Below are 21,726 nucleotides of genomic sequence, written 5' to 3' on the forward strand. Positions count from 1 at the left end.
CGTCCTAGGCCGCTAGACGAAGGGGGCCGGCCGAATCTCTCCGGGGTACTCACAACATCGCACCGTTGGGAGCTTCGATAGCTTAGGGTACTGGCACCCAAATCCTCAAACGCGTAGCCCGCGGTTATCCTTTTCCAGACCGTTCGCCCCTATAGCTCAGTTGGTAGAGCTACGGACTTTTAATCCGCAGGTCCCAGGTTCGAGCCCTGGTGGGGGCACTACCCGAGACCCGCTCAGGGCACGGCGCCTCAGCGCAGGTACAGCTCGTTGCCGGACGGGTAACCGCCGCCCGTCGTCGTGATGTGGACGTGGTCGTAGTGCCCGTACCCGCCCGGCCGTGCACCACTTGGGGTGTAGTAGACCCCACGCCAGATCGCATCCTGTATCCCGAACCGGTGCGAGTTCTCCAACACGTAGGCGACGATCGCGTCACCGAGGGCGATGCCGGCCTCGGAGGTGGGATCAGGGACCATCACATCCAGCGCCAGGCCATTGGGGTGCCAACGCAGGGAGTCCGGCCGTACCCCGCCGATGTTGCTGATTGCGGGAAACAACGCGCTGATGCTTCGTGAGGTCAGGATCGTCTTGACCTGCAGGCCCTGCTCCGGCGCGTGTCCAGCCGGCAAGGTGCGGCTGACGACTCGCCATCTGGACGCGGCCTGCGAGCCCGCCGAGGGACGTCCACTGGCCTCGGCGATAGTTCTGCCGGCCTCCGGCGCCATGGCCGAGGATGCGATCACCTGGATGCAGCACGACTCCGGTTCATTGACGAGCAGCGGAGCCTGCGCTTCGACCGCCTCGATGCTGGAAGGCTCGGCCAGGGGGCTGGCGTCACCTTTCACCACAAAGAACAGAGCTGCCGGGGCGAGCGCACATGCCAAAAATACAGAGGGGTTGCGTCGCCCTTTGAACGTTGAGTGTCGGCCCACGACATGGAACATACGGGCAATCGTGGCAAACTACAGCACTGATCGCAAAAACAGAATTCGGCGCGCCGATCGTTACCGGACCGGTATCCACCGGTTAGCAAAGGTATACGCCAGCCTGGCACCCCTCCATCTCGCCGACATATTCGCAGGTCAAGCGCATACGTAGCTAGGCCATCACCAATAACGCGGCAAGCACGAGCACGGCCAGTACTGTGCTGGCCGCCAATAATGGGCCGGCCCGAGATTTCTGCGCCGGACCGATCAGACAGGCCCGCATGTGGTCGGCCGTACCGAAGCGCCACCGGGGGTCGCGGGCCATCGACCGCTCGATAGTCTCGGCCAGAGCCGGGTCGATGTCCGGACGCATCGTCTTCAGCGGCATCAGATGCCCTGCGGAGATGGCATCGGCCAGATCACTGAGGTTGGTCTGCGGGTAGGCCCGACGTCCGGTCAGCGCCTCGTAGCCGACCACCCCGAGCGCGTAGAGGTCGTCGCACGTGGTCGCCGGCCGTCCCGCTATCCGATCAGCCGGCAGGTAGGCCATCGTCCCGAAGACCCGGTTGGTGAGTGTCTGTGGAGTCTCAGCGGTCTTGGCGACACCGAAGTCCGCGATCTTCACGCTCCCGGACAGGGTGAACAGGATGTTGGCCGGTTTGATGTCGCGGTGCAGCACACCTCGGCGGTGCGCGGCACTGAGCGCGGACAGCACATCGCCCATGATCGCGCGCACCTGCTGGCTGGTCAGCGGTCCGCCATGGGCCAGCACGTCAGCCAGGCTGTGTCCAGGCAGCCGCTCCAGCACCAGGTACTGCCTGCCGCGGTGCACGCCGGAGTCGCGCACCGCCACGATATGCGGATGATTGAGGCGGGCGGCAGAACGCGCCTCGGTCGCGAACCGTCGTCGACAATCCGGCTGTGCGCTCACCGACGGGTACAACACCTTCACAGCCACCGGGCGGCCCAGCACGACGTCCCAGGCATCCCGCACCTCGGCGGTCCCACCGCGGCCGAGGACGCCGCGCAGTTCGTAGCGACCGCCATAAACTTCGGGCGCCTGCATGCCTTCGGGCTCTCAAACCTTAGGGCTGTAGTAGTGCGGGTTGTCGCGATACTCGACGGGCGGGAGATTGCGGGCCGGGGTTTCCACCAATGGCGAGTCCGCGGGCAGACGCCCGTGGGCACGGTCCCAAGCCGAGCGTTTCCTCGGGTGCATCAGCATGCGCTTCGGCAGCAGCTTGGTCGTCCGGTAGACCACGGCACCGAAGAGCCGGTGGAGCCGCTCCTGACGGGGTGACCAGCTGTAGCCCATCAACTCACGCACCGACGGATCGAACAGCCCTACGGTGGTGAAGTTGAAGAATCGTTGCATACCCATGACGTTGAGTCGCCACAGCCAGTCCGGCAACCACTCCAGCGATGGGTGCTTGGTCATGCCAGACAGGTCGAGTACCTCACAAGCGGCCCAGTTCTTCTCCAACACGTTGCGGCACATGTGATCCCAGTACTCCTGGAAGTCCTCCCAGGTCTTCGGTACCGGCCGCATGCTCATCCCGTACATCCGGTACCACTGGATGTGCTCGTCGAACAGTTGGCGTTTCTGCGCCTCGGTGAGTCCGCCGCCGACCCACTCCGCGGCCAGCAGCGTGGACTTGAAGAATGTGGCGTGCGCCCAGTAGAAGACATCAGGGTTCAGCGCGCTGTAGCGGCGGCCCTGATCATCGACGCCCTTGATGCCGATGTGGTAGTCGCGAACCTGCGCTCCGGTCTTCGGAGCGCGGTCGCCGTCGAACACCACACCGCCGATCGGATATACCGACCGGAAGAGCCGCGGCATCCGCTCCAGGAAGAAAATCGAGTGCTGCTGGACTGCCGCGCCTAGTTGCGGGTGCATGTTCTGCATCGAGCCGGCCCACGGGCCCTGCAACATCCCCGTCCACCGGCCGAAGTACTTCCACGTCAGCGAGTCCGGACCGAGCGGCTGCGGCGGCGCGTCATAGCCCCCCGGCCCTACCGGGCAGCCCACCGCCGGGGTTGCGGCAGATCCACTGTCCACCGAAGAGGTTTCGGACGTATCTTGAGTCAACCGGCGTCCTTCCCGTGAACACGTCAGCTCGCCACACGGTATTTTGACTACGAATGTTGTCAGTCAAGCCTAGGAGGGATGTGACGTCCGGTCAACGACGCGGCCGATGGTCAGGTGTTCCGCTGCAGGACCGCCAGGTACTCCGCCGCGACGAACTGATCACCGCGGGCGTTGCCCTGCTGGGCAACCACGGCGGGCCGGCCCTGACCGTCCGCGCGGCCTGCCGGACCGCCGGGCTCACCGAGCGCTACTTCTACGAGAGCTTCACCGATCGTGACGAATACGTCGCCGCGGTCTACGACGACGTGTGCAACACCGCGATGTCGACGCTGATGAAGTCGGAGAGCCCCCGTGACGCGGTCGAAAAATTCGTCGCACTGATGGTCGACGACCCCGCACGTGGACGGGTCCTGCTGCTTGCCCCCGAGGCGGAGCCGGTACTGGCACATTCGGGCGCCGAGTGGATGCCCAGCTTCATCGAGTTGCTGCAGCGAAAGCTCACCCGCATCACCGACTCCACCGTCCAGGCGATGGTCGCCACCGGCCTGATCGGGGCGCTGAGCGCACTGTTCACCGCATACCTCGACGGTCGACTGACCGCGACCCGGGAACAGTTCATCGACCACTGTGTCGACCTACTGCTCAGCGGCGCGGCCCGGTAGCCGACGGCGGGCCCAGGCGTTCGACTGCGGCGCGCTGGCTTGAATGTCACCGGCGTACACAGATATATTGAGTGCAACCATTAGGTACAGATAAATTGGGAGGTGTCGTGTCGAAAGACCTGACCGACCTGCAACTGCTGACCGAGCTCGAGCCCGTCGTCGAGCAGTACGTCGATCGCCATATGCGGATGTCCAAGGACTGGAACCCGCACGACTACATTCCGTGGTCCGACGGCAAGAACTTCTACGCGCTCGGCGGCCAGGACTGGGACCCCGAGCAGTCCAAACTCTCCGAGGTCGCCCGCGTCGCAATGGTGGTGAACCTGCTCACCGAGGACAACCTGCCGTCCTACCACCGCGAGATCGCGATGAACTTCAGCATGGACGGCCCCTGGGGTTTCTGGGTGAACCGATGGACCGCCGAGGAGAATCGCCACGGCATCGCGCTGCGCGACTACCTCGTCGTCACCCGGGAATTCGACCCCATCGAGCTCGAGCAGTTGCGCGTGGAACAGATGACTCGCGGCTTCAGCCCGGGCCAGAACGATCAGGGCGACCAGGGCGATGTCGACCTTTTCGCCGGTTGCCTTTTCGACTCGGTGATCTATGTGACGTTCCAGGAGCTCGCCACCCGTGTCTCGCACCGCAACACCGGTAAGGCGTGCGACGAAACCGTCGCCGATCAGCTCTTGCAGCGGGTCTCCGCCGACGAGAACCTCCACATGATCTTCTACCGCGACGTGTCCGAGGCCGGGTTCGAGATCGCCCCCAATCAGGCGATGAAGTCCCTGCACAAAGTGTTGCGCAACTTCAAGATGCCCGGCTACACCATCCCGGACTTCCGGCGCAGGGCCGTCGTCATCGCCTCTGGAGGTGTCTACGATCCGCGCATCCACCTCGAGGACATCGTGTCACCGGTGCTCAAGAAGTGGCGCATTTTCGAGCGCGAGGACTTCACCGGCGAAGCCGCGCGGATGCGCGACGACCTCGGCGTCCTGGTCGAGGAGCTAGAGGAGACCGTCGAGAAGTTCGAGGTGGCCAAGGAGCGGCGACTCGCCCGTCAGGCGCAGGTCGCCGAGAAGAAGGCCGCCAAGAACCTACTGGTCGGTACCTCCGCGGCCCGTTGAGTTCCACCACCCCCGTGGCGGCACAGTCTGCTCTGCGCGCAAGCGGCTCATCGGCACAGTCTGCTCTGCGGATCGGGCCGCTCGCACTGCGCAGCCCGGTCGTGCTGGCCCCGATGGCCGGGGTGACCAATGTCGCATTCCGCGCGCTGTGCCGCGAACTCGAGCTGGCCCGCGCCGGAACTGTGAGCGGTCTCTACGTGTGCGAGATGGTCACCGCGCGCGCCCTCGTCGAGCGCCACCCCGTCACGATGCACATGACGACCTTCGCGCCGGAAGAGTCACCGCGATCACTGCAGCTCTACGCCGTCGACCCCGAAAATACCTACGCGGCGGCGAAAATGATCGCCGACGAGGGCATGGCCGACCACATCGACATGAATTTCGGCTGCCCCGTACCGAAGGTGACCAGGCGAGGCGGCGGGGCCGCCCTACCGTTCAAGAGACGATTGTTCGCCCGGATCGTCGGGGCGGCAGTCGCCGCGACGCGAGACTCCGACATACCCGTCACGGTGAAGTTCCGGATCGGCATCGACGAGGACCACCACACCCATCTTGATGCCGGGCACATCGCGCAGGAGGAAGGGGCTGCGGCGGTCGCCCTGCACGCACGCACCGCCGCGCAGCGCTACTCCGGAACCGCCGACTGGAGCCAGATCGCCGCGCTCAAATCTCATGTCACCGAAATACCGGTGCTCGGGAACGGTGACATCTTCGACGCCCAAGACGCGCTGGCCATGATGGCCGTGACGGGCTGCGACGGCGTCGTGATCGGCCGGGGCTGCCTGGGACGGCCGTGGCTGTTCGCCGAACTCTCGGCCGCTTTCAGCGGGGAAGCGCCGGCTACCCCGCCGCGACTCGGCGAGGTAGCGACGATCATCGGCAGGCACGGCGAACTCCTTGCCGCACACTTCGGGGAGGACAAGGCAATGCGCGACATCCGCAAGCACGTCGCCTGGTACCTGCACGGGTTCCCCGCCGGAGCCGACCTGCGGCGGTCATTAGCACTGGTCAAGACGATTTCTGAGCTGGAGGATCTGCTCAGGCAATTGGACCCCGACATACCGTTCCCGCTGGCGGGCAGCGGACCCAGGGGACGTCAGGGCTCAGCGGCAGCGGTGACGCTTCCCGAGGGTTGGCTCAACGACCCCGACGACTGTACGGTGCCTGTCGGGGCAGACGTGCTGCATTCAGGCGGCTGAACTGGGCAGAAGAGAAACAATTTCAGGAGCATCCGCGGCCCCGGGACGAACCCGATGCATCGGGTTCGGCTGGCTGTTTCTCAGAATGTCTTAGTACGATGACCGTTTAATTGTTCGGCTCCGGTGGCGAAGCCGGGGCGAGCGTTAGACAGTTGGCAGGCAGGCGGCACTTGTGGAGTGCCCAGACCGCAACGACACGCACGAACCGCACGAACGCGGCGACAGGCGGTCGGGAGCTGGAAGGCCGGTACGAACATGGATGATGGCGGTCGCGCCACTCCTGGTCGTCCCCTACCCGGCGGCCACGACAGGGCTGGCAACAGGACCGGCAACAGGGCCGACGCTGACAGGCGTACCCGATCGACCCACCCATCGCCGGGCTCAGCGGTCACCGTCGCCGACCTGATCGCCAAGATCAACGGTGATGCCCCGCTGCCGGAGCCGCGGCGCCATCGCGCCGCACCAGAGCCAGAACCCTATCCAGAACCGGACGACGTCGACACGACGATCCTCCCGGTGATCGCTGCGCCCACCCCGGAACTGCCGAACTTGACCGGGCCCCGGGCGCCCCACCGCAGCCGGCCCCAACGCGCCGGTCGCCGCCGCGGCGTGCTCTTGGGCCGCTCGGCAGCGGCGCTGATCGCCGTGCTCGCGCTCACCCTCACAGGCAGCGCCTGGCAGTGGCAGTCCTCGAAGAACAACCTCCTGAACCGGGTCTCTGCGCTCGACCCGGATTCCCGCGACATCGTCGACCCGAACGCACAGTTCGGCGATGAGAACTTCCTCATCGTCGGTGTCGACAGCCGGTTCGGCGAAAACCTCGAGATGGGCGCCGGAGACACCGACGAGGTGGCCGGGTCGCGGTCGGACACGATAATGCTGGTGAACATTCCGGCCAACCGTGAACGTGTCGTCGCGGTGTCGTTCCCACGGGATCTGGAAATCACTCCGATGTTCTGCAAAGTGTGGAACCCCGAGACCCGCGAGTACGCGCCCATCTACGACGAAGAGACCGGTACCTACGGCCCCGACGAGGCCTACACCGAGTACAAGCTCAATTCGGCATTCGCCGTGGGTGGGCCCAAGTGTCTGGTCAAGGTGATCCAGAAGTTGTCAGGTCTGCACGTGAACCGTTTCATGGCAGTCGATTTCGCCGGATTCTCCAAAATGGTCGACGCGCTGGGCGGGGTGGAGGTGTGCAGCACCGTACCGATCGAGGATTATGAGCTCGGCACGGTACTGCCCGTAGCCGGGCGTCAGATCGTCGACGGCCACACCGCCCTGAACTACGTCCGCGCCCGTTCGGTGACCACCGAGGTCAACGGCGACTACGGCAGGATCAAGCGACAGCAGTTGTTCCTCTCGTCGCTCTTGCGGTCGATGATCTCCAAGGAGACGTTCTTCTCCCTGTCCAAGCTCAACAATGTGGTCGACATGTTCATCGGCGACAGCTACGTCGACAACCTCGACACCAAGGACCTCGTCGATCTAGGCCAGTCCGTTCAGGGTGTTTCGGCGGGTCGCATCACCTTCATCACGGTGCCCACGGTCGGATATGCCGACGAGTACGGCAACGAGGTGCCCCGCACCGACGACATGCGCGCACTGTTCAAAGCGATCATCAACGACGATCCGCTCCCCGAGGAGCGCGACTCCGACAACACGGCACTGGGCGGTGCTTCGGAGTCGATGGCCGATGAGACCACCTCGCTTGCGGGTGATCCGACATCCAACGGCGGCGAAGTCGTCGAATTGGTCGCCACCAGCCCGCGGTCCGTCACGGTGCAGGTGTCGAACTCGACGGCCAAGAACGGACTCGGGGCATCCACGGCAGAAAAGTTGGAGGCCTATGGCTTCGACGTCACCACCCCCGACGACTATCCGGGTGCGCTGTCGCAGACGACCGTGTTCTTCTCGGCGGGCAACGAGGAGGCCGCCGCGACCGTAGCCTCCTCGTTCGTCAATCCGACCATCCAGCGCGTCACCGGGATGGGCGACGCGGTTCAGGTGGTGCTCGGCAGCGACTACACCTCGGTAACCGCTCCCACCCCCAGCGGATCCCTCATCCGGGCTCACCTCATCCGCGGCACCACCAGCACTCCCACTCAGCTGCCCGAGGATCTGACGGTCACCAACGCCGCCGACACCACCTGCGACTGATCGGTGGCAGCGCCGTCTAGGCAAGTGGCATTCACCTTTCGTTCACCGGCCGGCTCATGACGATTTGGGCGGACAGCCCGTAGGCTGACGGTATGCGAACCGCTTACCATGAGCAGTTGAGCGCCCTGAACAGTCAGCTTGGTGATATGTGCGGGTTGGCCGGGGACGCGATGGAGCGCTCCACCCAGGCACTGCTGCAGGCGGATCTGGCGCTTGCCGAGCAGGTCATCACCGACCACGAACAGATCGCGATGATGAGTGTGCGCGCCGAGGAGAGCGCCTTCGTGCTGCTCGCACTGCAGGCCCCGGTGGCCGGCGACCTACGGGCCATCATCGGCTCGATCCAGATCGTCGCCGATGTCGACCGGATGGGAGCTTTGGCCCTGCATGTCGCCAAGATCGCTCGCCGCCGCCATCCCCAGCACGCGCTGCCCGAAGAGGTCAACGGCTACTTCGCCGAGATGGGCCGGGTCGCCGTCGAACTCGGCCAGAGCGCCCAGGAGGTGCTGATCACCCGGGACCCGGAAAAGGCCGCCCGCATCCGCGAAGAAGACGATGCGATGGACGATCTACACCGGCACCTCTTCACGGTGTTGATGGACCGTGAGTGGAAGCACGGCGTCGCCGCGGCCGTCGATGTGACACTGCTTGGCCGCTTCTACGAGCGCTTCGCCGATCATGCCGTCGAGGTGGCTCGCCGGGTCATCTTCCAGGTCACCGGCAGCAGTCCTGAGGACATCGAGCTGCCGCTGTCGCTCTGAACGGCCGTTGAGCACGCCCCGGCAAAGCCGGGCGTGTCCCTAGGGTTCGCGCCAAGCCGTTGCTGCTCGACCTATCCGAACCGGCCGGAGATGTAGTCCTCGGTCGCCTTCTGGCTCGGGTTGGAGAAGATTGTCTCGGTGTTGTCGACCTCGACCAACTTGCCGGGCTTGCCCGTGGCCTCGAGGTTGAAGAAGGCCGTCTGATCGCTCACCCGGGCGGCCTGCTGCATGTTGTGGGTGACGATGACGATGGTGAAGTCCTGCTTGAGTTCGGCGATCAAGTCCTCAATCGCCAACGTGGAGATCGGGTCCAGCGCCGAGCAGGGCTCATCCATCAGCAGCACTGCGGGCTGAACGGCGATTGCTCGGGCGATGCACAGCCGCTGCTGCTGGCCACCCGAGAGCCCACCGCCGGGCTTGTCCAGGCGATCCTTGACCTCATTCCACAAATTGGCACCCTTCAGCGAGCGCTCGGCGACCTCGTCGAGGGTGTCCTTGCCGCGCACGCCCTGAAGCTTCAAACCGGCGACGACGTTGTCCTTGATGGACATCGTGGGGAACGGATTCGGGCGCTGGAAGACCATGCCGATCGTCTTTCGCACGCTGACCGGATCGATGCCCGCGCCATAGATGTCCTCGCCGTCGAGGAGTACCGAGCCATCCACCCGGGCGCCGGGAAGAACCTCATGCATCCGGTTCAGCGTTCGCAGCACCGTCGACTTGCCGCAGCCTGACGGCCCGATGAAGGCTGTGACGCTGCGCGGCAGCACGGACAGGCTCGCGTCCGCGACAGCGTGGAAGGAGCCGTAGTAGATGTTCAGGTCCTTGAGATCCAGTCGCTTGGCCATCAGCCACCCCTCATATTCATGTCGTCAGATCCATGTCGTCACGATCGATTTCGGTTCAGGAACCGGATGACAAATGCCGCCGCGAGGTAGAGGAAGGCGACCAGCAGAATCAGCGTCAGGGCGGCACCCCACACCCGCATCCGGCCGGCTGCCTCCGGGTTGATCAACTCGGTGTAGATCAGCAGCGGCAGCGAGGCCATGTTGCCCTCGAACGCGTCGAAGTTGATCGCCCGGCTGTAGCCGACCAGGATCAGCACCGGAGCGGTCTCGCCCATCACCCTTGCCAGCGCGAGCAGGATTCCACTGATCATTCCGGGCAGTGCGGTGGGAATGACGATGCGCAGGATGGTCTTCCACTGCGGAACCCCGAGTGCGAACGACGCCTCGCGCAGCTCGTCGGGAACGAGTTTGAGCATCTCCTCGGTGTTGCGAACCACCACGGGCAACATCAGCAGCACCAGGGCCAGCGACACGGCGAACGCGCTCTGCTGGAAGCCCATGGTGGCGATCCACAGAGCGAAGATGAACAACGCAGCCACGATCGATGGGACACCGGCGAGGATGTCGACCATGAACGTGGTGACCTTTGCCATCCGCCCGCGCCCGTACTCCACCAGGTACACCGCGGCCATGACGCCCAGCGGAACGGCGATCACCGCGGCGATCGCCGCCTGGATGATGGTGCCGTAGATCGCGTGATAGACGCCGCCGGCGAAATCCTCCGGCAGGACCCCGTAGAGCGAATTCATCCACCATTCCGACGACACGATCGCCGTGAATCCGCGCACCAGCACGGTGTAGAGCACCCAGACCAGGGGCACCAGGGCGATCAGGAAGGCACCGAGGAACAACGCCGTCGCGACGTTGTTCTTGACCTTGCGGCCCGCGCTGATCGGGTGAAACGTCGGCCCCTTGACCGAGGCGTCGAGCGTGCTGGACGTCATCCTCCACTAACCCTTCCGCCGGCTGCCAACCGGGCGAGCGCGTTGACCACGAAGGTCAGGCCAAAGAGCACGAATCCTGCGGCGATGTAGGCGCCGGTCGGCAACGGTGCGCTGAACTCCGCTGCAGCAGAGGCGATTTTGGAAGCGAACGTGTAGCCGCCGTCAAACAGCGACCACTGTCCGGCCTGCGCCGCGGTGCGCAGGATGATCAGCACGGCCACCGTCTCACCGAGGGCACGTCCAAGTCCGAGCATCGAGCCGGCGATCATTCCACTGCGCCCATACGGGAAGACGGTCATTCGGACCACCTCCCACTTGGTCGCTCCCAGGGCCTGGGCCGCCTCGACCTGCCCCTTGGGGGTCAGGCTGAAGACTTCCCTGGTCACCGAGGTGATGATCGGCAGGATCATCACCGCCAACACGATCCCGGCGGTGAAGATGGTGCCGCCGCCGGAGAGCGAGACGTTGCCGTCGGCGAACAGGAAGAACCAGCTGAGGTTGTCGTTGAGGAACCTCGAGATCGGTTCAAGCCAGGGCGCCAGCACGAAGATTCCCCAGAGCCCGAAGACGATGGAGGGCACGGCCGCGAGCAGGTCGACCAGAATGGCGAACGGCCTGGCCAGCTTGCGTGGCGCGTAGTTGGTCAGGAACGCGGCGATACCGACCGCGATGGGCACCGCGATCACCAGCGCGAACACCGAACTCAGCACGGTGACCTGGAACAATTCGGCGATTCCGAACCGAAGATTGTCCGAGTCGGTGGTGTTGAACTCCGTGCTGGTGAAGAAGTTGACGTTGTTCGCCGACAGCGACGGCATGGCGCGGACGAACAGAAACAGCCCCATCAGCGCGATCGCCGCGATGATGACGCCGCCGGAGCCGATCGCGATCGACTTGAAGATCCGGTCTCCCCAGCGGCCGCCGCCGTCCGTCAGTGCCGACTTCTGCGGGGGATTGGCAGGCATCTTCGGAGTATCTCTGTCGCGCGGTGTGCCCGCCAACTGCGGCGAGCCCACTGCGGTCGGCTCGGGTCTCAGTGTCATCGCTTCCTATGCCGAGGCGCTCAGGAGATCGCGTCGACGGCGGTACTCAAACGTTCCTTGAACTTCTCCGGCACCGGGATGTACCCGGCTTCCTCGAGGCCTTCCTGGCCGGCACCCAGCGCGACCGTCAGGAACTTCCTGAGCGCCGGGGCGACATCGCTTTCCGGGTAGTTCGAGCAGACCAACTGGTAGGTGGCCAGCATGATCGGGTACGAGCCCGCCTCGGTAGGCATGTAGAACGACGAGGTGTCCAGCACCAGGTCGTTGCCCACGCCGGAGACCTTGACGCTGTCGATCGCCTTGCCCGCCGATTCGACGGTCAACTCGACCGGGTCCGGCCCCGCCGACGTGACTATCTGGGCCACGGACAGGCCCTGCTTCGTCGCATACGACCATTCGTTGTAGGTGACGGAACCGGCGGTGTTCTTGATCGCCGCCGATGTGCCCTCGTTACCCTTGGCGCCCTCGCCGACACCGCCGGCGAACGACTTGCCCGCACCCTTGCCCCACGTCCCGTCGGATGCGGCTTCCAGGTACCTCTGGAAGTTGTCGGTGGTGCCCGACTCGTCGCTGCGGAAGATGACGTTGATCGGCTCGGCGGGCAGCGACTTGCCTTCGTTCAGCGCCGCGATCTCCGGTGCGTCCCAGGTCGTTACGGCTCCGTTGAAGATCTTGCCCAACGTCGGACCGTCGAGTACCAGCCCGTCCACGCCGTCCAGATTGTAGGTCACCGCGATGGGCCCGAAGACCGTCGGCAGGTTCCACGCATCTGAGCCCCCGCAGCGTTCGCTGGCCTTCGCGTACTCACCTTTCTCTTCGCTCAGCGGGGAGTCGGAGCCACCGAAGTCGGTCTGGCCGCCGGTGAACTCGGAGACACCCGCGCCCGAGCCGCTGGAGGTGTAGTTCACGGTGAAGCCCGGACAAACCTTCTGGTAGGCATTCACGAACCTGGTCATGGCGTTGGCCTGGGCGGACGAACCACTGGCCTTCAGCGACTCCTTGCCTGCACAGTCCTCGGCAGGCGCCGAGTCGGCGCCTCCCGATCCGGCGTTGTTGTCACTGCCGCACGCCGACATCAACAGAGTTCCGGCGGCCAGCAGGCTCACCGCGGCACCAGTTCGTTTGGCCTTCACAAAGCTCCTTAAGCACAGGGGGCAGAACGCGTGTTCTTGGCAGAGCAGACACATCCCTGCTCGGCTGTGAACCTAAGGGCTTCCTGTGAATCAGCGCCCTACACACAGTGAACGGAAGATGAACCGGGAGGGGGCCGGGGGCGACGATTCGGTTGCATTAGTTGACGCCGGCAGGGAACTTCAGCAATTATTGACTCAATGGTGATTGACCAAGATTCCGGCCTTGCCAGGCGGACCGCCGTCTTTGCCGCGCTCGCCGACCCGGCACGACTGGCGATCGTTGACCATCTACTACCGGCCGACGCCTCCCCCTCCGAACTGCGCCAGGTTCTGGACGTGCCGTCCAACCTGCTCTCCCACCACCTCGGGGTGCTCAAGAAGGCAGGGGTGATCAGCCACACCCGCTCCGAGGCCGATGGAAGGCGGACCTATCTCAGGCTCAACCACCATGCCTTCGAAGCGCTGGTTCCTACCGCGGAGCCCCAGGCTCACCGCGTGGTCTTCGTCTGCACGCAGAACTCCGCACGCAGCCAACTCGCGGCCGCGATCTGGAACCATCGCAGCGAGTTGCCCGCCACCTCGGCCGGCACCCACCCCGCCGCCCGCATCCACCCCGGGGCGGTGACCGCTGCCCGCCGTCACAACCTGCACCTGCAACCACACAGCCCGCGCGATCTTCGCGACGTGCTGACACCCGGGGATCTCATCATCGCGGTCTGCGACCAGGCCCATGAGGAACTACCCGCCGACCCGACCCGCCTGCACTGGTCGGTAGCCGACCCCGCCCGCACCGAGCGAGCCGCCGCCTTCGATGCCGCGGTCAGCGACCTCACCGAACGAATCCACCATCTCGTGCCCACCCTGAAGACTGCCTGACGAGGAGAACGGTATGACCGACCGCTTCGCCCCAGAAGCCCATCCACGTCTGCGCTACGACCTGTCCATCGATCAGCGCCTCGCCCTGAAGTCCGCCGCCACCCAGCTGGAAAAGGAGTTCGACGGCATCTTCGGGGTCGAGACCATCGAGCGCTTCCTGCATTCCTCGTACAGCCAGTTCGCCGGACGAGCCAGCATCCCGAACTTCCTCCCACTACTTGCCGAACGCTTCGCCCGGCAACGCCTCGGGGCGTTGGCCCGGGTGGAGGGCAAACACCACGACGGGACGCCGGCCGTGCTGTTTCTGTGCACCCACAACGCAGGCCGTTCACAGATGGCCATGGGCTTCTTCACCCAGCTGGCCGGCGACGCGGCCGTCGCATGGTCGGGTGGCTCCGAACCGGGCAACGAGGTGAATCCGGCAGCGGTGGCGGTGATGGCTGAGCGCGGTATCGACATCTCGCGCGAGTACCCCAAACCCTGGACCGACGAGATCGTTCAGGCTGTCGACGTGGTGATCTCGATGGGCTGCGGCGATGCCTGCCCGGTATTCCCAGGGCGCCGCTATGAGGAGTGGAAGCTCGACGACCCGGCCGGCCAGGGTGTCGGCGACGTCAGGCCGATTCGCGACGACATCGAGCGCCGGGTGCGCGACCTGCTCACCGAGCTCGACATCACGGCCAACGATGTCGCCCCCTTGTTCGATATCGACAACCCCTGAGACCTTGACACCATCTGAAAACCATCGAGGAGACCATCGATGAGCGCCCCGGCCGACACTCACGGCACCGTCGTAACCAAGCTGTCCACGCTGGATCGGTTGCTGCCGTTGTGGATCGGCGTCGCCATGGTCGTAGGACTGCTGCTCGGCCGACTGATTCCGGGCCTGGGCGAGACCTTGAGTGCGGTCGAACTCGACGGGATTTCACTGCCCATCGCCATCGGCCTGCTCGTCATGATGTATCCGGTACTGGCCAAGGTCCGCTACGACCGTCTCGACACCGTCACCGGTGATCGCAGACTTCTGCTGGCCTCGCTGTTCCTGAACTGGATCCTCGGTCCGGCGCTGATGTTCGCGCTGGCGTGGCTGCTACTTCCCGACCTGCCCGAGTACCGCACGGGCCTGATCATCGTCGGCCTCGCCCGATGCATCGCGATGGTGATCATCTGGAACGACCTTGCGTGCGGCGACCGGGAGGCCGCCGCAGTGCTGGTTGCGATCAATTCGGTGTTCCAGGTCGTCATGTTCGCGGCACTGGGTTGGTTCTATCTCTCCGTGCTGCCCGGCTGGCTGGGGTTGGAGCAGACCACCATCGACACCTCGGTGTGGCAGATCGCCAAATCCGTCCTCATCTTCCTCGGCATACCCCTGCTGGCCGGCTATCTGACCCGCCGGTTCGGCGAGAGAGCCAAGGGACGGCAGTGGTACGAGTCGCGCTTCCTCCCCCGAATCGGGCCATGGGCGCTGTACGGCCTGCTGTTCACGATCGTCATCCTCTTCGCGCTGCAGGGCGACCAGATCATTTCCAGACCGTGGGATGTGGCACGCATCGCACTGCCGCTGCTGGCCTACTTCGCCATCATGTGGAGCGGTGGCTTCCTCGTCGGAGCCGCGATCGGTCTGGGCTACGAGCGCACCACCACCCTCGCGTTCACCGCGGCCGGTAACAACTTCGAGTTGGCGATCGCGGTTGCCATCGCCACCTACGGCGCGACATCCGGGCAGGCACTGGCCGGCGTCGTGGGACCATTGATCGAAGTCCCGGTGCTGGTGGCCTTGGTATACGTGTCGCTGGCCCTTCGAGGGCGCTTCGCCGCGCCGCCCCTCACCGAATCACCCGCCCACACCGGGGAAAACGCTCGATGAGCGGTGGAGCGCACGCTCACGATGTCGTGAGCGCGTAGGCGGTGTCGGTGCCGTAGACGCCAAAGCCCAGACTCTCATAGGTGCGGACCGCCGCAGTGTTGTCGGATTCGACGTAGAGCATGACGGTGGGCTCGACCGTGTCGGCCAGTCGCTGCTCCAGCCAGCCCATCCCGACCGCGGTCAGCGCCCGCCCCAACCCGGTCCCCTGGGCTGCCGGATCGACGCCGACGACATAGACCTCACCGACGCCGGGCTTATCGACGTGCACCTTGGTCCAGTGGAAGCCCAACAATCGATCACCGGTCTGATCGAAGGCCAAGAACAGCCCGTCGGGGTCGAACCACGGCTCACCCTTTCGTTCGGCGATTTCGGAGCCGGTCCAGCCGCCCTGCTCGGGATGCCAGCGAAAGGCCGCGTTGTTGACCCGCAGGATTTCGGCATCGTCTCCCGGTCCGGCGTACGTGCGGATCCGCACTCCGTCGGGGACAGCGGCAGCTCCGACACTCCCCCCGCCGGACTTGCCCAGCGGGCGCCGCATCCGCAACAGCCGACGCACCGGGCTGAGCCCGAGTGCGGCCGCGGCCGCCTCCGCCGCGGCCAGCGTGCCGTGCGCCCAGAACCGGCTGCACCCGGCCGTTCGCTGCAACGCGGCTCCGATCATTGCGGTGCCGATGCCCTGCCGGCGGGCGTCCGGCGCCACCACCAACTCGGCCATTTCCGGTGTCAGGTTCAGATAACCGGTGATTTCCCCCGCGGCGCCCTTGGCTACCAGATGCTGCGTGCGGGAATGGTCCAATTCGCGCACGACCTGCTCCCCAACAGGGGGGACACCGTCGAATTCTGTTGCTACGCTGATGATCTCACGCACCGCCCGCTGCTGCGACTCAGCGAGATGCGAGCACCAATCGACCGAGGTCACTTAGAGTGCAGCTGCTCAGCCAGCGAGGCCGGCACACCGCCAGGCACGTCCCCGAGGGCCGCGTCCACAGGCAAGTCGCCGACGTTCCCGTCCCCGAGTACATCCCCGTCGTCCCCCTCTTCGGACTCCTCTGGGAACTCTGTCCCGGGGGCAGACGCGCGGGCCCGCGCCGGCCTGACCGCCTTGTAGCCGACGTTGCGCACGGTGCCGATGAGCGACTCGTACTCGATGCCGAGCTTGGCGCGCAGGCGCCGTACGTGCACGTCAACTGTGCGGGTGCCACCGAAGAAGTCATAGCCCCACACCTCTTGGAGGAGCTGGGCCCGGGTGAACACCCGGCCGGCGTGCTGCGCCAGATACTTCAGCAGCTCGAATTCCTTGTATGTCAGATCCAGCGGGCGCCCGCGCAGTCTCGCGGTGTAGGTGCCTTCGTCGATGACCAGCTCACCCAAGCTGACCGTTCCGAGGTTCTCCTGGTTGGTCGCACCGCCTCGACGCCCCACGAGCAACCGCAGGCGCGCGTCGATCTCAGCGGGGCCGGTGCCGGGCAGGAGTATCTCGTCGAGATCCCACTCGACGTTGACCGCGACCAGGCCGCCTTCGTTGACCACGGCCACCACCGGGACATCCGATCCCGTCGTCCCCAGCAATCGGCACAGGCCGCGGGCGGCGGCCAGGTCGGTGCGCGCGTCGACGATGGCCACATCCGCGGTTCCGGCTTCCAGCAGCGACGACACCTCGGTCGGCGCCGTACGCACGTTGTGAGCCAACAGCGACAACGAGGGCAGGACTGACTCAGGCTGAGGGTCAACCGTCAGTAGCAGTAGATCCAACTGGCCCTCCAGGAGCTGTGAAGATCATTCGCCGGGACACCGCCGCGACAACCCTGTCGCGCAGTGACTTCCCAGATTCATGCCTGACACATGGCCGTTACCCGACCGATGGACTCTAACGATAGCGCGCAACCTGGCCGAAAGCCGCGCCGAACCGACGATCCCCGCGTCGTGAGCGACAATGACGACGTGCGCAAACTCGTGATCGGCGCCCTGGCAACCCTGACCGCGGTGCTGGTCGGCGCCGTGGGTATCGACTTCGGCACGGCCATTTACGCCGAATATCGCCTGGCCAGGAGCGTTCGCAGTGCCGCCAATCTGAACTGGGACCCGTCGGTGGCGATCCTGGGCTTCCCCTTCGCTACGCAAGCGATGCGGCACCATTACGACGAGGTGGAGATCAAGGCGAGTGGCGTGGATCACCCCGTGATCGGCAAGGCTTCGCTGGAAGCGACCATGCATTCGATCGACCTCGGCGAGGGTTCCTGGCTGATTCGGCCGGACGCAACGCTCGCGGTGGGCAAACTGGAGAGCCGGATCATCATCGACTCCACGCACCTGGGCCGATATATGGGGGTCACCGATCTGCTGGTCGAGGCGCCCAGCGAGGAGACCGACGATTCCGCCGGCGAGACCACCGAGTCGGGCATATCCAGTAACCGGGGGCTGGTCTTCACCGGCACTCCGAAGGGGTCCGGCTTCGACGAGAAGGTTAGTATCGCCGTCGATCTGTCCATCGTCGGGCCCGAGGCGACCACACTGGTCATGTCGGCGACCGGGGTGCTGACCGGCCCGGGGACCGCCGACCAGACAGTGCCCGACGATCAACTGCCCGCGGTGCTGGCCGCCTTCTCCACCAGCCTGCCCGGCCAGAAGCTGCCGTTCGGCATCACACCCTCCAGCGAGGGGGCGCGCGGCTCCGATGTCATCATCGAGGGCATCGCCGAGGGAGTGACCATCGAACTCGACGAGTTCAGACTGTCGTGATCCCAACATGGACCGCAGTCATCGCCGCGCTGTTCGCCACCTCCGGCCTGGCGCTGGTGATCGGCAGGCTTCTGGGGTTGCGTGCCCGCCCACCCAGGCCGACGCCGGAGACGCCCGACCTCGATATCAGCCAGCTGGGGCTGTCGCAGCTCGGGCCGACCATCGTGCACTTCAGCGCTGTGGCGTGTGCACCCTGCGCAGCCGTGCGCCGCGTGGTCGAGCAAGTATGCGCGAACCAGCCGGCAGTGGCGCACGTGGAAATCGATATGGACGCCAATCCGGCTGCAACACAGATGCTTTCGGTGCTGTCACTACCCACGACGTTTGTCTTCGACGCCGACGGTAGGCAGCGCTACCGCGCCTCCGGGGTGCCGAGGACCGCTGACCTGCAGTCGGTGCTGGAACCGTTGCTGGATTGATCGGCCTCTCATTGGGTAGGGTGTCGACCGTGTCAGCCCGCCTTGAGCTCTCGCTCACCAAGCGCCGCGCAGTCGACCTGTGCCGCCTTGCGGGTTGTTGCTGTTGTTGTCGCAGCTGCTGAGTAGTCGCGCCCGTTCTGCGCCCGGCACTCTGCCGGCGGTCCTTGTCCCGCCGCGCCAGCCGTTCCGCACGACAATTCCGCAACACAGGAGCACAGCAATGTCGAGCAACATCACCGATACCCCTACCAGCAGCGCGGTCGCAGCGGGGGTCGTGGAAACGCGATTTCTCGCTCTTCAGCACCACAACCGAGAGGATTTCCCATATGGCACGCTCCGACGTCCTGGTCACAACTGACTGGGCCCAGAGCAATCTCGACGCGCCGAAGACTGTGTTCGTCGAGGTCGACGAGGACACCAGCGCCTACGCCACCGGTCACATTCCCGGGGCGATCAAGCTGGACTGGAAGACCGATCTGCAGGATCAGGTCAAGCGCGACTTCGTCGATGCCGGGCAGTTCTCGAAACTGCTGTCCGAGCGCGGCATCGCCAACGACGACACCGTGATCCTCTACGGCGGCAACAACAATTGGTTCGCCGCCTATGCCTATTGGTACTTCAAGTTGTACGGCCACCAGGACGTGAAGTTGATCGACGGTGGGCGCAAGAAGTGGGAACTCGACGCCCGACCGATGTCCACCGACGCGGTCACCCGACCGGGGACGAGCTACGCGGCCAAGGATCCCGACAACAGCATCCGGGCATTCCGCGACGAGGTCATCACCGCGATCGGCACCAGCAACCTGGTCGACGTGCGCTCCCCCGACGAATTCTCCGGCAAGATCTTGGCCCCCGCGCACCTACCGCAGGAGCAGAGTCAGCGTCCGGGCCACATTCCCAGCGCCATCAACGTGCCGTGGAGCAAGGCCGCCAACGAGGACGGCACTTTCAAGTCCGACGAGGACCTGGCCAGGCTCTACGCCGAGGCCGGCTTGGACGGCGATAAGGAGACCATCGCCTACTGCCGCATCGGTGAGCGCTCATCGCACACCTGGTTCGTGCTGCAGGAGCTGCTGGGACACCCGAATGTCAAGAACTATGACGGCAGTTGGACCGAATACGGCTCCCTGGTGGGCGCCCCTATCGAGTTGGGAAATTGATATGTGCACTGCACCCAAGCAAGGGCTGACGTTGCCCGCGAACGTCGACCTCGAGAAGGAGACGGTGATCACCGGCCGCGTCGTCGACGGCTCGGGTCAAGCTGTGGGGGGCGCATTCGTGCGTCTGCTGGACGGCTCGAACGAGTTCACCGCCGAGGTCGTCGCCTCGGCGACCGGCGACTTCCGGTTCTTCGCCGCACCCGGCACGTGGACGCTGCGCGCGTTGTCCCCGGCAGGCAACGGCGACGCCGGCGTCTCGCCGACCGGCGCGGGCATCCACGAGGTCGACGTCAAGGTCGACTGAGTCAGCTGACGGCTTGGAGTCTTCACGGCTAGACTCAAATCCGTGGTCCTGTTCTTCGAGATAATGCTCGTCGCGGCCGTCGTGGTCATCACGTGGTTCGCGTTGTATGCGCTGTACCGTCTCGTCACCGACGAGTCGTGACGTCCGGCGGGCAAGGGGTACCTCCCGCCGGCGGGGGAGAGCACAGCGGCCCGGGTGGAACTAGCGACGACCCGGAACGCAGCGACTCCGAGCTCAGATCCGGCGATGCGGCGGTCGCCGCAGCAGCCGAGCGAGCCCGAGAAACCGCTGCGCGCAACATTCCGGTGTTCGGCGACCTTCCGATCCCCGCCGACACGGCCAACCTTCGCGACGGCGCGAACCTCGATGACGCCCTGCTGGCACTGCTGCCGCTGGTAGGCGTCTGGCGGGGTACGGGTGAGGGCCGTGGCCCCCACGGCGACTACCGGTTCGGCCAGCAGATCATCGTGTCCCATGACGGCGGCGCCTACCTCAACTGGGAAGCGCGTTCCTGGCGGTTGAACGACGACGATGAGTCCAGCGGCGCGGATCTGCGCGAAACCGGATTCTGGCGTTTCGTCGAGGACCCAACCGACCCCGGCGAGTCCCAAGCCATCGAGTTGCTGCTGGCGCACTCGGCCGGGTATGTCGAACTGTTCTACGGCCGGCCGCTCACCCAGTCATCCTGGGAGTTGGTCACCGATGCGCTCGCCCGCAGCAAGTCGGGCCTGCTCGTCGGGGGCGCCAAGCGGCTCTACGGCATCGTCGAGAGCGGCGACCTCGCCTATGTGGAGGAGCGTGTCGACGCCGACGGCGGACTGGTGCCCCATCTGTCCGCCCGCCTGTCGAGGTTCGTCGGCTAGTGCGCAGGTGGGCGATAGCGGCGGCGCTGGCCGCGGCGGGCGGCGCAGTGGCGTGTTCGGCACCAGCTGAGGAGTCCCCCGCGCCGTCGGCGCCATCGGCGTCGGTGTCGGTGTCGGCCACCGAGGCGCCCAGCGTCGGTCACGGCTCCCTCGCACTCTGCTTGAGCCGCCATGGGATGCCCGCGCCGGCGGGACCGATGGCCGACGCTCCTCCCGGTGTCGACCCCGCGGACTGGGAGAAGGCCATGGCGGAGTGTTCGTCACTGGCGCCCGGACCGGCCGGATAACCCAGACTCGCGGCTGTGCGGAGCCAGGTCTTTCCCTAGACATGGAACGGCCCCCGAGCCTTGGTATCCGGTCGGACAAGACCGAAGGGCTCGGGGGCCGGGTGACTGCGGGGATTTCGCCAGCGCGCACAGGTGCGTCAACGTACCCCGGCGCTGCTAGCTCGCAGCCACCTCACATGTCCATAAGTCAATCAAGTTCTCGGACCACCTCCCTTCTTGTGTACCCGCGAACTTACCCGCGCTTCGATAGCGCCACAAGAGATTTAAGCCGTTGCGAGTGAGTGATCTTTAGTGGTCACGCGACTCGCACCCCATCTCGGGG

23 protein-coding genes, 1 tRNA gene and 1 pseudogene are annotated in these 21,726 nt (G+C 65.3%); 16 read left to right on the plus strand and 9 right to left on the minus strand.

All coding sequences use genetic code 11. The annotated features are described in order from the left end of the window. The first annotated feature begins 145 nt into the window (after nucleotides 1-145). Nucleotides 146-218 (plus strand) — tRNA-Lys (locus tag ACPGXI_RS14915). 30 nt (nucleotides 219-248) lie between these two features. On the opposite strand, the gene ACPGXI_RS14920 is transcribed toward ACPGXI_RS14915, so the two are convergent. The 3 genes from ACPGXI_RS14920 to ACPGXI_RS14930 form a co-directional block, all read right to left on the minus strand. Beyond that, nucleotides 249-929, minus strand: a complete 681-nt coding sequence (locus ACPGXI_RS14920; RefSeq protein ID WP_526654242.1) for a VldE C-terminal domain-containing protein — start codon at nucleotides 927-929, stop codon at nucleotides 249-251. A 166-nt stretch (nucleotides 930-1,095) separates the two neighbouring features. Then, nucleotides 1,096-1,989, minus strand: coding sequence for a serine/threonine-protein kinase (locus ACPGXI_RS14925; RefSeq protein ID WP_526654244.1), 894 nt, complete (start codon nucleotides 1,987-1,989; stop codon nucleotides 1,096-1,098). Nucleotides 1,990-2,001: 12 nt separating this feature from the next. Beyond that, entirely contained in the window at nucleotides 2,002-3,012 is a 1,011-nt protein-coding gene (locus ACPGXI_RS14930) for an oxygenase MpaB family protein (protein ID WP_526654246.1), read from the minus strand. An 80-nt stretch (nucleotides 3,013-3,092) separates the two neighbouring features. On the opposite strand from ACPGXI_RS14930, the gene ACPGXI_RS14935 reads away from it, so the two are divergent. The 5 genes from ACPGXI_RS14935 to phoU all read left to right on the plus strand — a co-directional run bounded on the left by ACPGXI_RS14935 (nucleotide 3,093) and on the right by phoU (nucleotide 8,921). Further along, complete coding sequence (locus ACPGXI_RS14935) at nucleotides 3,093-3,674, plus strand: TetR/AcrR family transcriptional regulator (protein ID WP_526654248.1); 582 nt, start codon at nucleotides 3,093-3,095, stop codon at nucleotides 3,672-3,674. A gap of 107 nt (nucleotides 3,675-3,781) precedes the next feature. Next, nucleotides 3,782-4,801 carry an acyl-ACP desaturase gene (locus ACPGXI_RS14940; protein WP_526654250.1) on the plus strand — a complete coding sequence of 340 codons (1,020 nt, stop codon included), beginning with the start codon at nucleotides 3,782-3,784 and terminating at the stop codon, nucleotides 4,799-4,801. 113 nt (nucleotides 4,802-4,914) lie between these two features. Further along, nucleotides 4,915-6,000 (plus strand): tRNA dihydrouridine synthase DusB, encoded by a 1,086-nt coding sequence (gene dusB / locus ACPGXI_RS14945; protein ID WP_526654284.1) that lies wholly within the window; start codon nucleotides 4,915-4,917, stop codon nucleotides 5,998-6,000. 255 nt (nucleotides 6,001-6,255) lie between these two features. After that, a complete protein-coding gene (locus tag ACPGXI_RS14950; protein WP_526654252.1) occupies nucleotides 6,256-8,160 on the plus strand; it encodes an LCP family protein in 1,905 nt (634 codons plus the stop codon). A 92-nt stretch (nucleotides 8,161-8,252) separates the two neighbouring features. Continuing rightward, on the plus strand, nucleotides 8,253-8,921 hold the full coding sequence (gene phoU / locus ACPGXI_RS14955; RefSeq protein WP_526654254.1) for a phosphate signaling complex protein PhoU: 669 nt from the start codon (nucleotides 8,253-8,255) through the stop codon (nucleotides 8,919-8,921). A 71-nt stretch (nucleotides 8,922-8,992) separates the two neighbouring features. Here the strand turns inward: phoU and pstB are convergent, their stop codons facing one another. The 4 genes from pstB to pstS form a co-directional block, all read right to left on the minus strand. After that, the gene (pstB, locus tag ACPGXI_RS14960) at nucleotides 8,993-9,769 is read right to left on the minus strand and encodes a phosphate ABC transporter ATP-binding protein PstB (protein WP_526654256.1); all 777 of its coding nucleotides are present in this window, start codon (nucleotides 9,767-9,769) and stop codon (nucleotides 8,993-8,995) included. 38 nt (nucleotides 9,770-9,807) lie between these two features. After that, nucleotides 9,808-10,713, minus strand: coding sequence for a phosphate ABC transporter permease PstA (gene pstA, locus ACPGXI_RS14965; protein ID WP_526654258.1), 906 nt, complete (start codon nucleotides 10,711-10,713; stop codon nucleotides 9,808-9,810). Beyond that, nucleotides 10,710-11,678 (minus strand): phosphate ABC transporter permease subunit PstC, encoded by a 969-nt coding sequence (pstC, locus tag ACPGXI_RS14970; RefSeq protein WP_526654260.1) that lies wholly within the window; start codon nucleotides 11,676-11,678, stop codon nucleotides 10,710-10,712. The genes pstA and pstC overlap by 4 nt, the downstream gene beginning before the upstream one ends. A 98-nt stretch (nucleotides 11,679-11,776) precedes the next feature. Next, nucleotides 11,777-12,889, minus strand: a complete 1,113-nt coding sequence (pstS, locus tag ACPGXI_RS14975) for a phosphate ABC transporter substrate-binding protein PstS (RefSeq protein ID WP_526654262.1) — start codon at nucleotides 12,887-12,889, stop codon at nucleotides 11,777-11,779. A gap of 198 nt (nucleotides 12,890-13,087) precedes the next feature. Between pstS and ACPGXI_RS14980 the strand changes: the two genes are divergently transcribed. From ACPGXI_RS14980 to arsB, 3 genes and pseudogenes are all read left to right on the plus strand, one after another. Continuing rightward, on the plus strand, nucleotides 13,088-13,765 hold the full coding sequence (locus tag ACPGXI_RS14980) for a metalloregulator ArsR/SmtB family transcription factor (RefSeq protein ID WP_526654264.1): 678 nt from the start codon (nucleotides 13,088-13,090) through the stop codon (nucleotides 13,763-13,765). Between the two features lie 13 nt (nucleotides 13,766-13,778). Continuing rightward, complete coding sequence (locus tag ACPGXI_RS14985) at nucleotides 13,779-14,486, plus strand: arsenate reductase ArsC (RefSeq protein ID WP_526654266.1); 708 nt, start codon at nucleotides 13,779-13,781, stop codon at nucleotides 14,484-14,486. Nucleotides 14,487-14,525: 39 nt separating this feature from the next. Beyond that, nucleotides 14,526-15,596, plus strand: a pseudogene (gene arsB / locus ACPGXI_RS14990) (ACR3 family arsenite efflux transporter); the annotation flags it as partial. A 52-nt stretch (nucleotides 15,597-15,648) separates the two neighbouring features. On the opposite strand, the gene mshD reads toward arsB, so the two are convergent. Together mshD and ACPGXI_RS15000 are read right to left on the minus strand one after the other, a co-directional pair. Beyond that, complete coding sequence (gene mshD, locus ACPGXI_RS14995; protein ID WP_526654268.1) at nucleotides 15,649-16,551, minus strand: mycothiol synthase; 903 nt, start codon at nucleotides 16,549-16,551, stop codon at nucleotides 15,649-15,651. After that, complete coding sequence (locus ACPGXI_RS15000) at nucleotides 16,548-17,384, minus strand: winged helix-turn-helix transcriptional regulator (protein ID WP_526654270.1); 837 nt, start codon at nucleotides 17,382-17,384, stop codon at nucleotides 16,548-16,550. The genes mshD and ACPGXI_RS15000 overlap by 4 nt, the downstream gene beginning before the upstream one ends. A gap of 189 nt (nucleotides 17,385-17,573) precedes the next feature. Between ACPGXI_RS15000 and lmeA the strand changes: the two genes are divergently transcribed. From lmeA to ACPGXI_RS15035, 7 genes are all read left to right on the plus strand, one after another. Further along, nucleotides 17,574-18,371, plus strand: coding sequence for a mannan chain length control protein LmeA (gene lmeA, locus ACPGXI_RS15005; protein ID WP_526654286.1), 798 nt, complete (start codon nucleotides 17,574-17,576; stop codon nucleotides 18,369-18,371). Continuing rightward, nucleotides 18,368-18,790 (plus strand): TlpA family protein disulfide reductase, encoded by a 423-nt coding sequence (locus ACPGXI_RS15010; RefSeq protein WP_526654272.1) that lies wholly within the window; start codon nucleotides 18,368-18,370, stop codon nucleotides 18,788-18,790. Before lmeA ends, ACPGXI_RS15010 begins: the two co-directional genes overlap by 4 nt. A gap of 29 nt (nucleotides 18,791-18,819) precedes the next feature. Continuing rightward, entirely contained in the window at nucleotides 18,820-18,912 is a 93-nt protein-coding gene (locus ACPGXI_RS15015; protein ID WP_526654274.1) for an Ms5788A family Cys-rich leader peptide, read from the plus strand. Between the two features lie 204 nt (nucleotides 18,913-19,116). Further along, the gene (locus tag ACPGXI_RS15020) at nucleotides 19,117-19,950 is read left to right on the plus strand and encodes a sulfurtransferase (protein ID WP_526654276.1); all 834 of its coding nucleotides are present in this window, start codon (nucleotides 19,117-19,119) and stop codon (nucleotides 19,948-19,950) included. A gap of 1 nt (nucleotide 19,951) precedes the next feature. Further along, nucleotides 19,952-20,254, plus strand: a complete 303-nt coding sequence (locus ACPGXI_RS15025; protein ID WP_526654278.1) for a DUF1416 domain-containing protein — start codon at nucleotides 19,952-19,954, stop codon at nucleotides 20,252-20,254. A gap of 137 nt (nucleotides 20,255-20,391) precedes the next feature. After that, nucleotides 20,392-21,117, plus strand: coding sequence for a nitrobindin family protein (locus ACPGXI_RS15030; protein ID WP_526654280.1), 726 nt, complete (start codon nucleotides 20,392-20,394; stop codon nucleotides 21,115-21,117). Then, nucleotides 21,117-21,404: a hypothetical protein gene (locus ACPGXI_RS15035; protein ID WP_526654282.1), complete on the plus strand. Its 288-nt coding sequence runs from the start codon at nucleotides 21,117-21,119 to the stop codon at nucleotides 21,402-21,404. Before ACPGXI_RS15030 ends, ACPGXI_RS15035 begins: the two co-directional genes overlap by 1 nt. Nucleotides 21,405-21,726: the final 322 nt, after the last annotated feature.

Origin of the sequence: Mycobacterium sp., from assembly GCF_049608025.1 — a bacterium.
In the GTDB taxonomy this organism is placed as follows: Bacteria; Actinomycetota; Actinomycetes; order Mycobacteriales; family Mycobacteriaceae; genus Mycobacterium.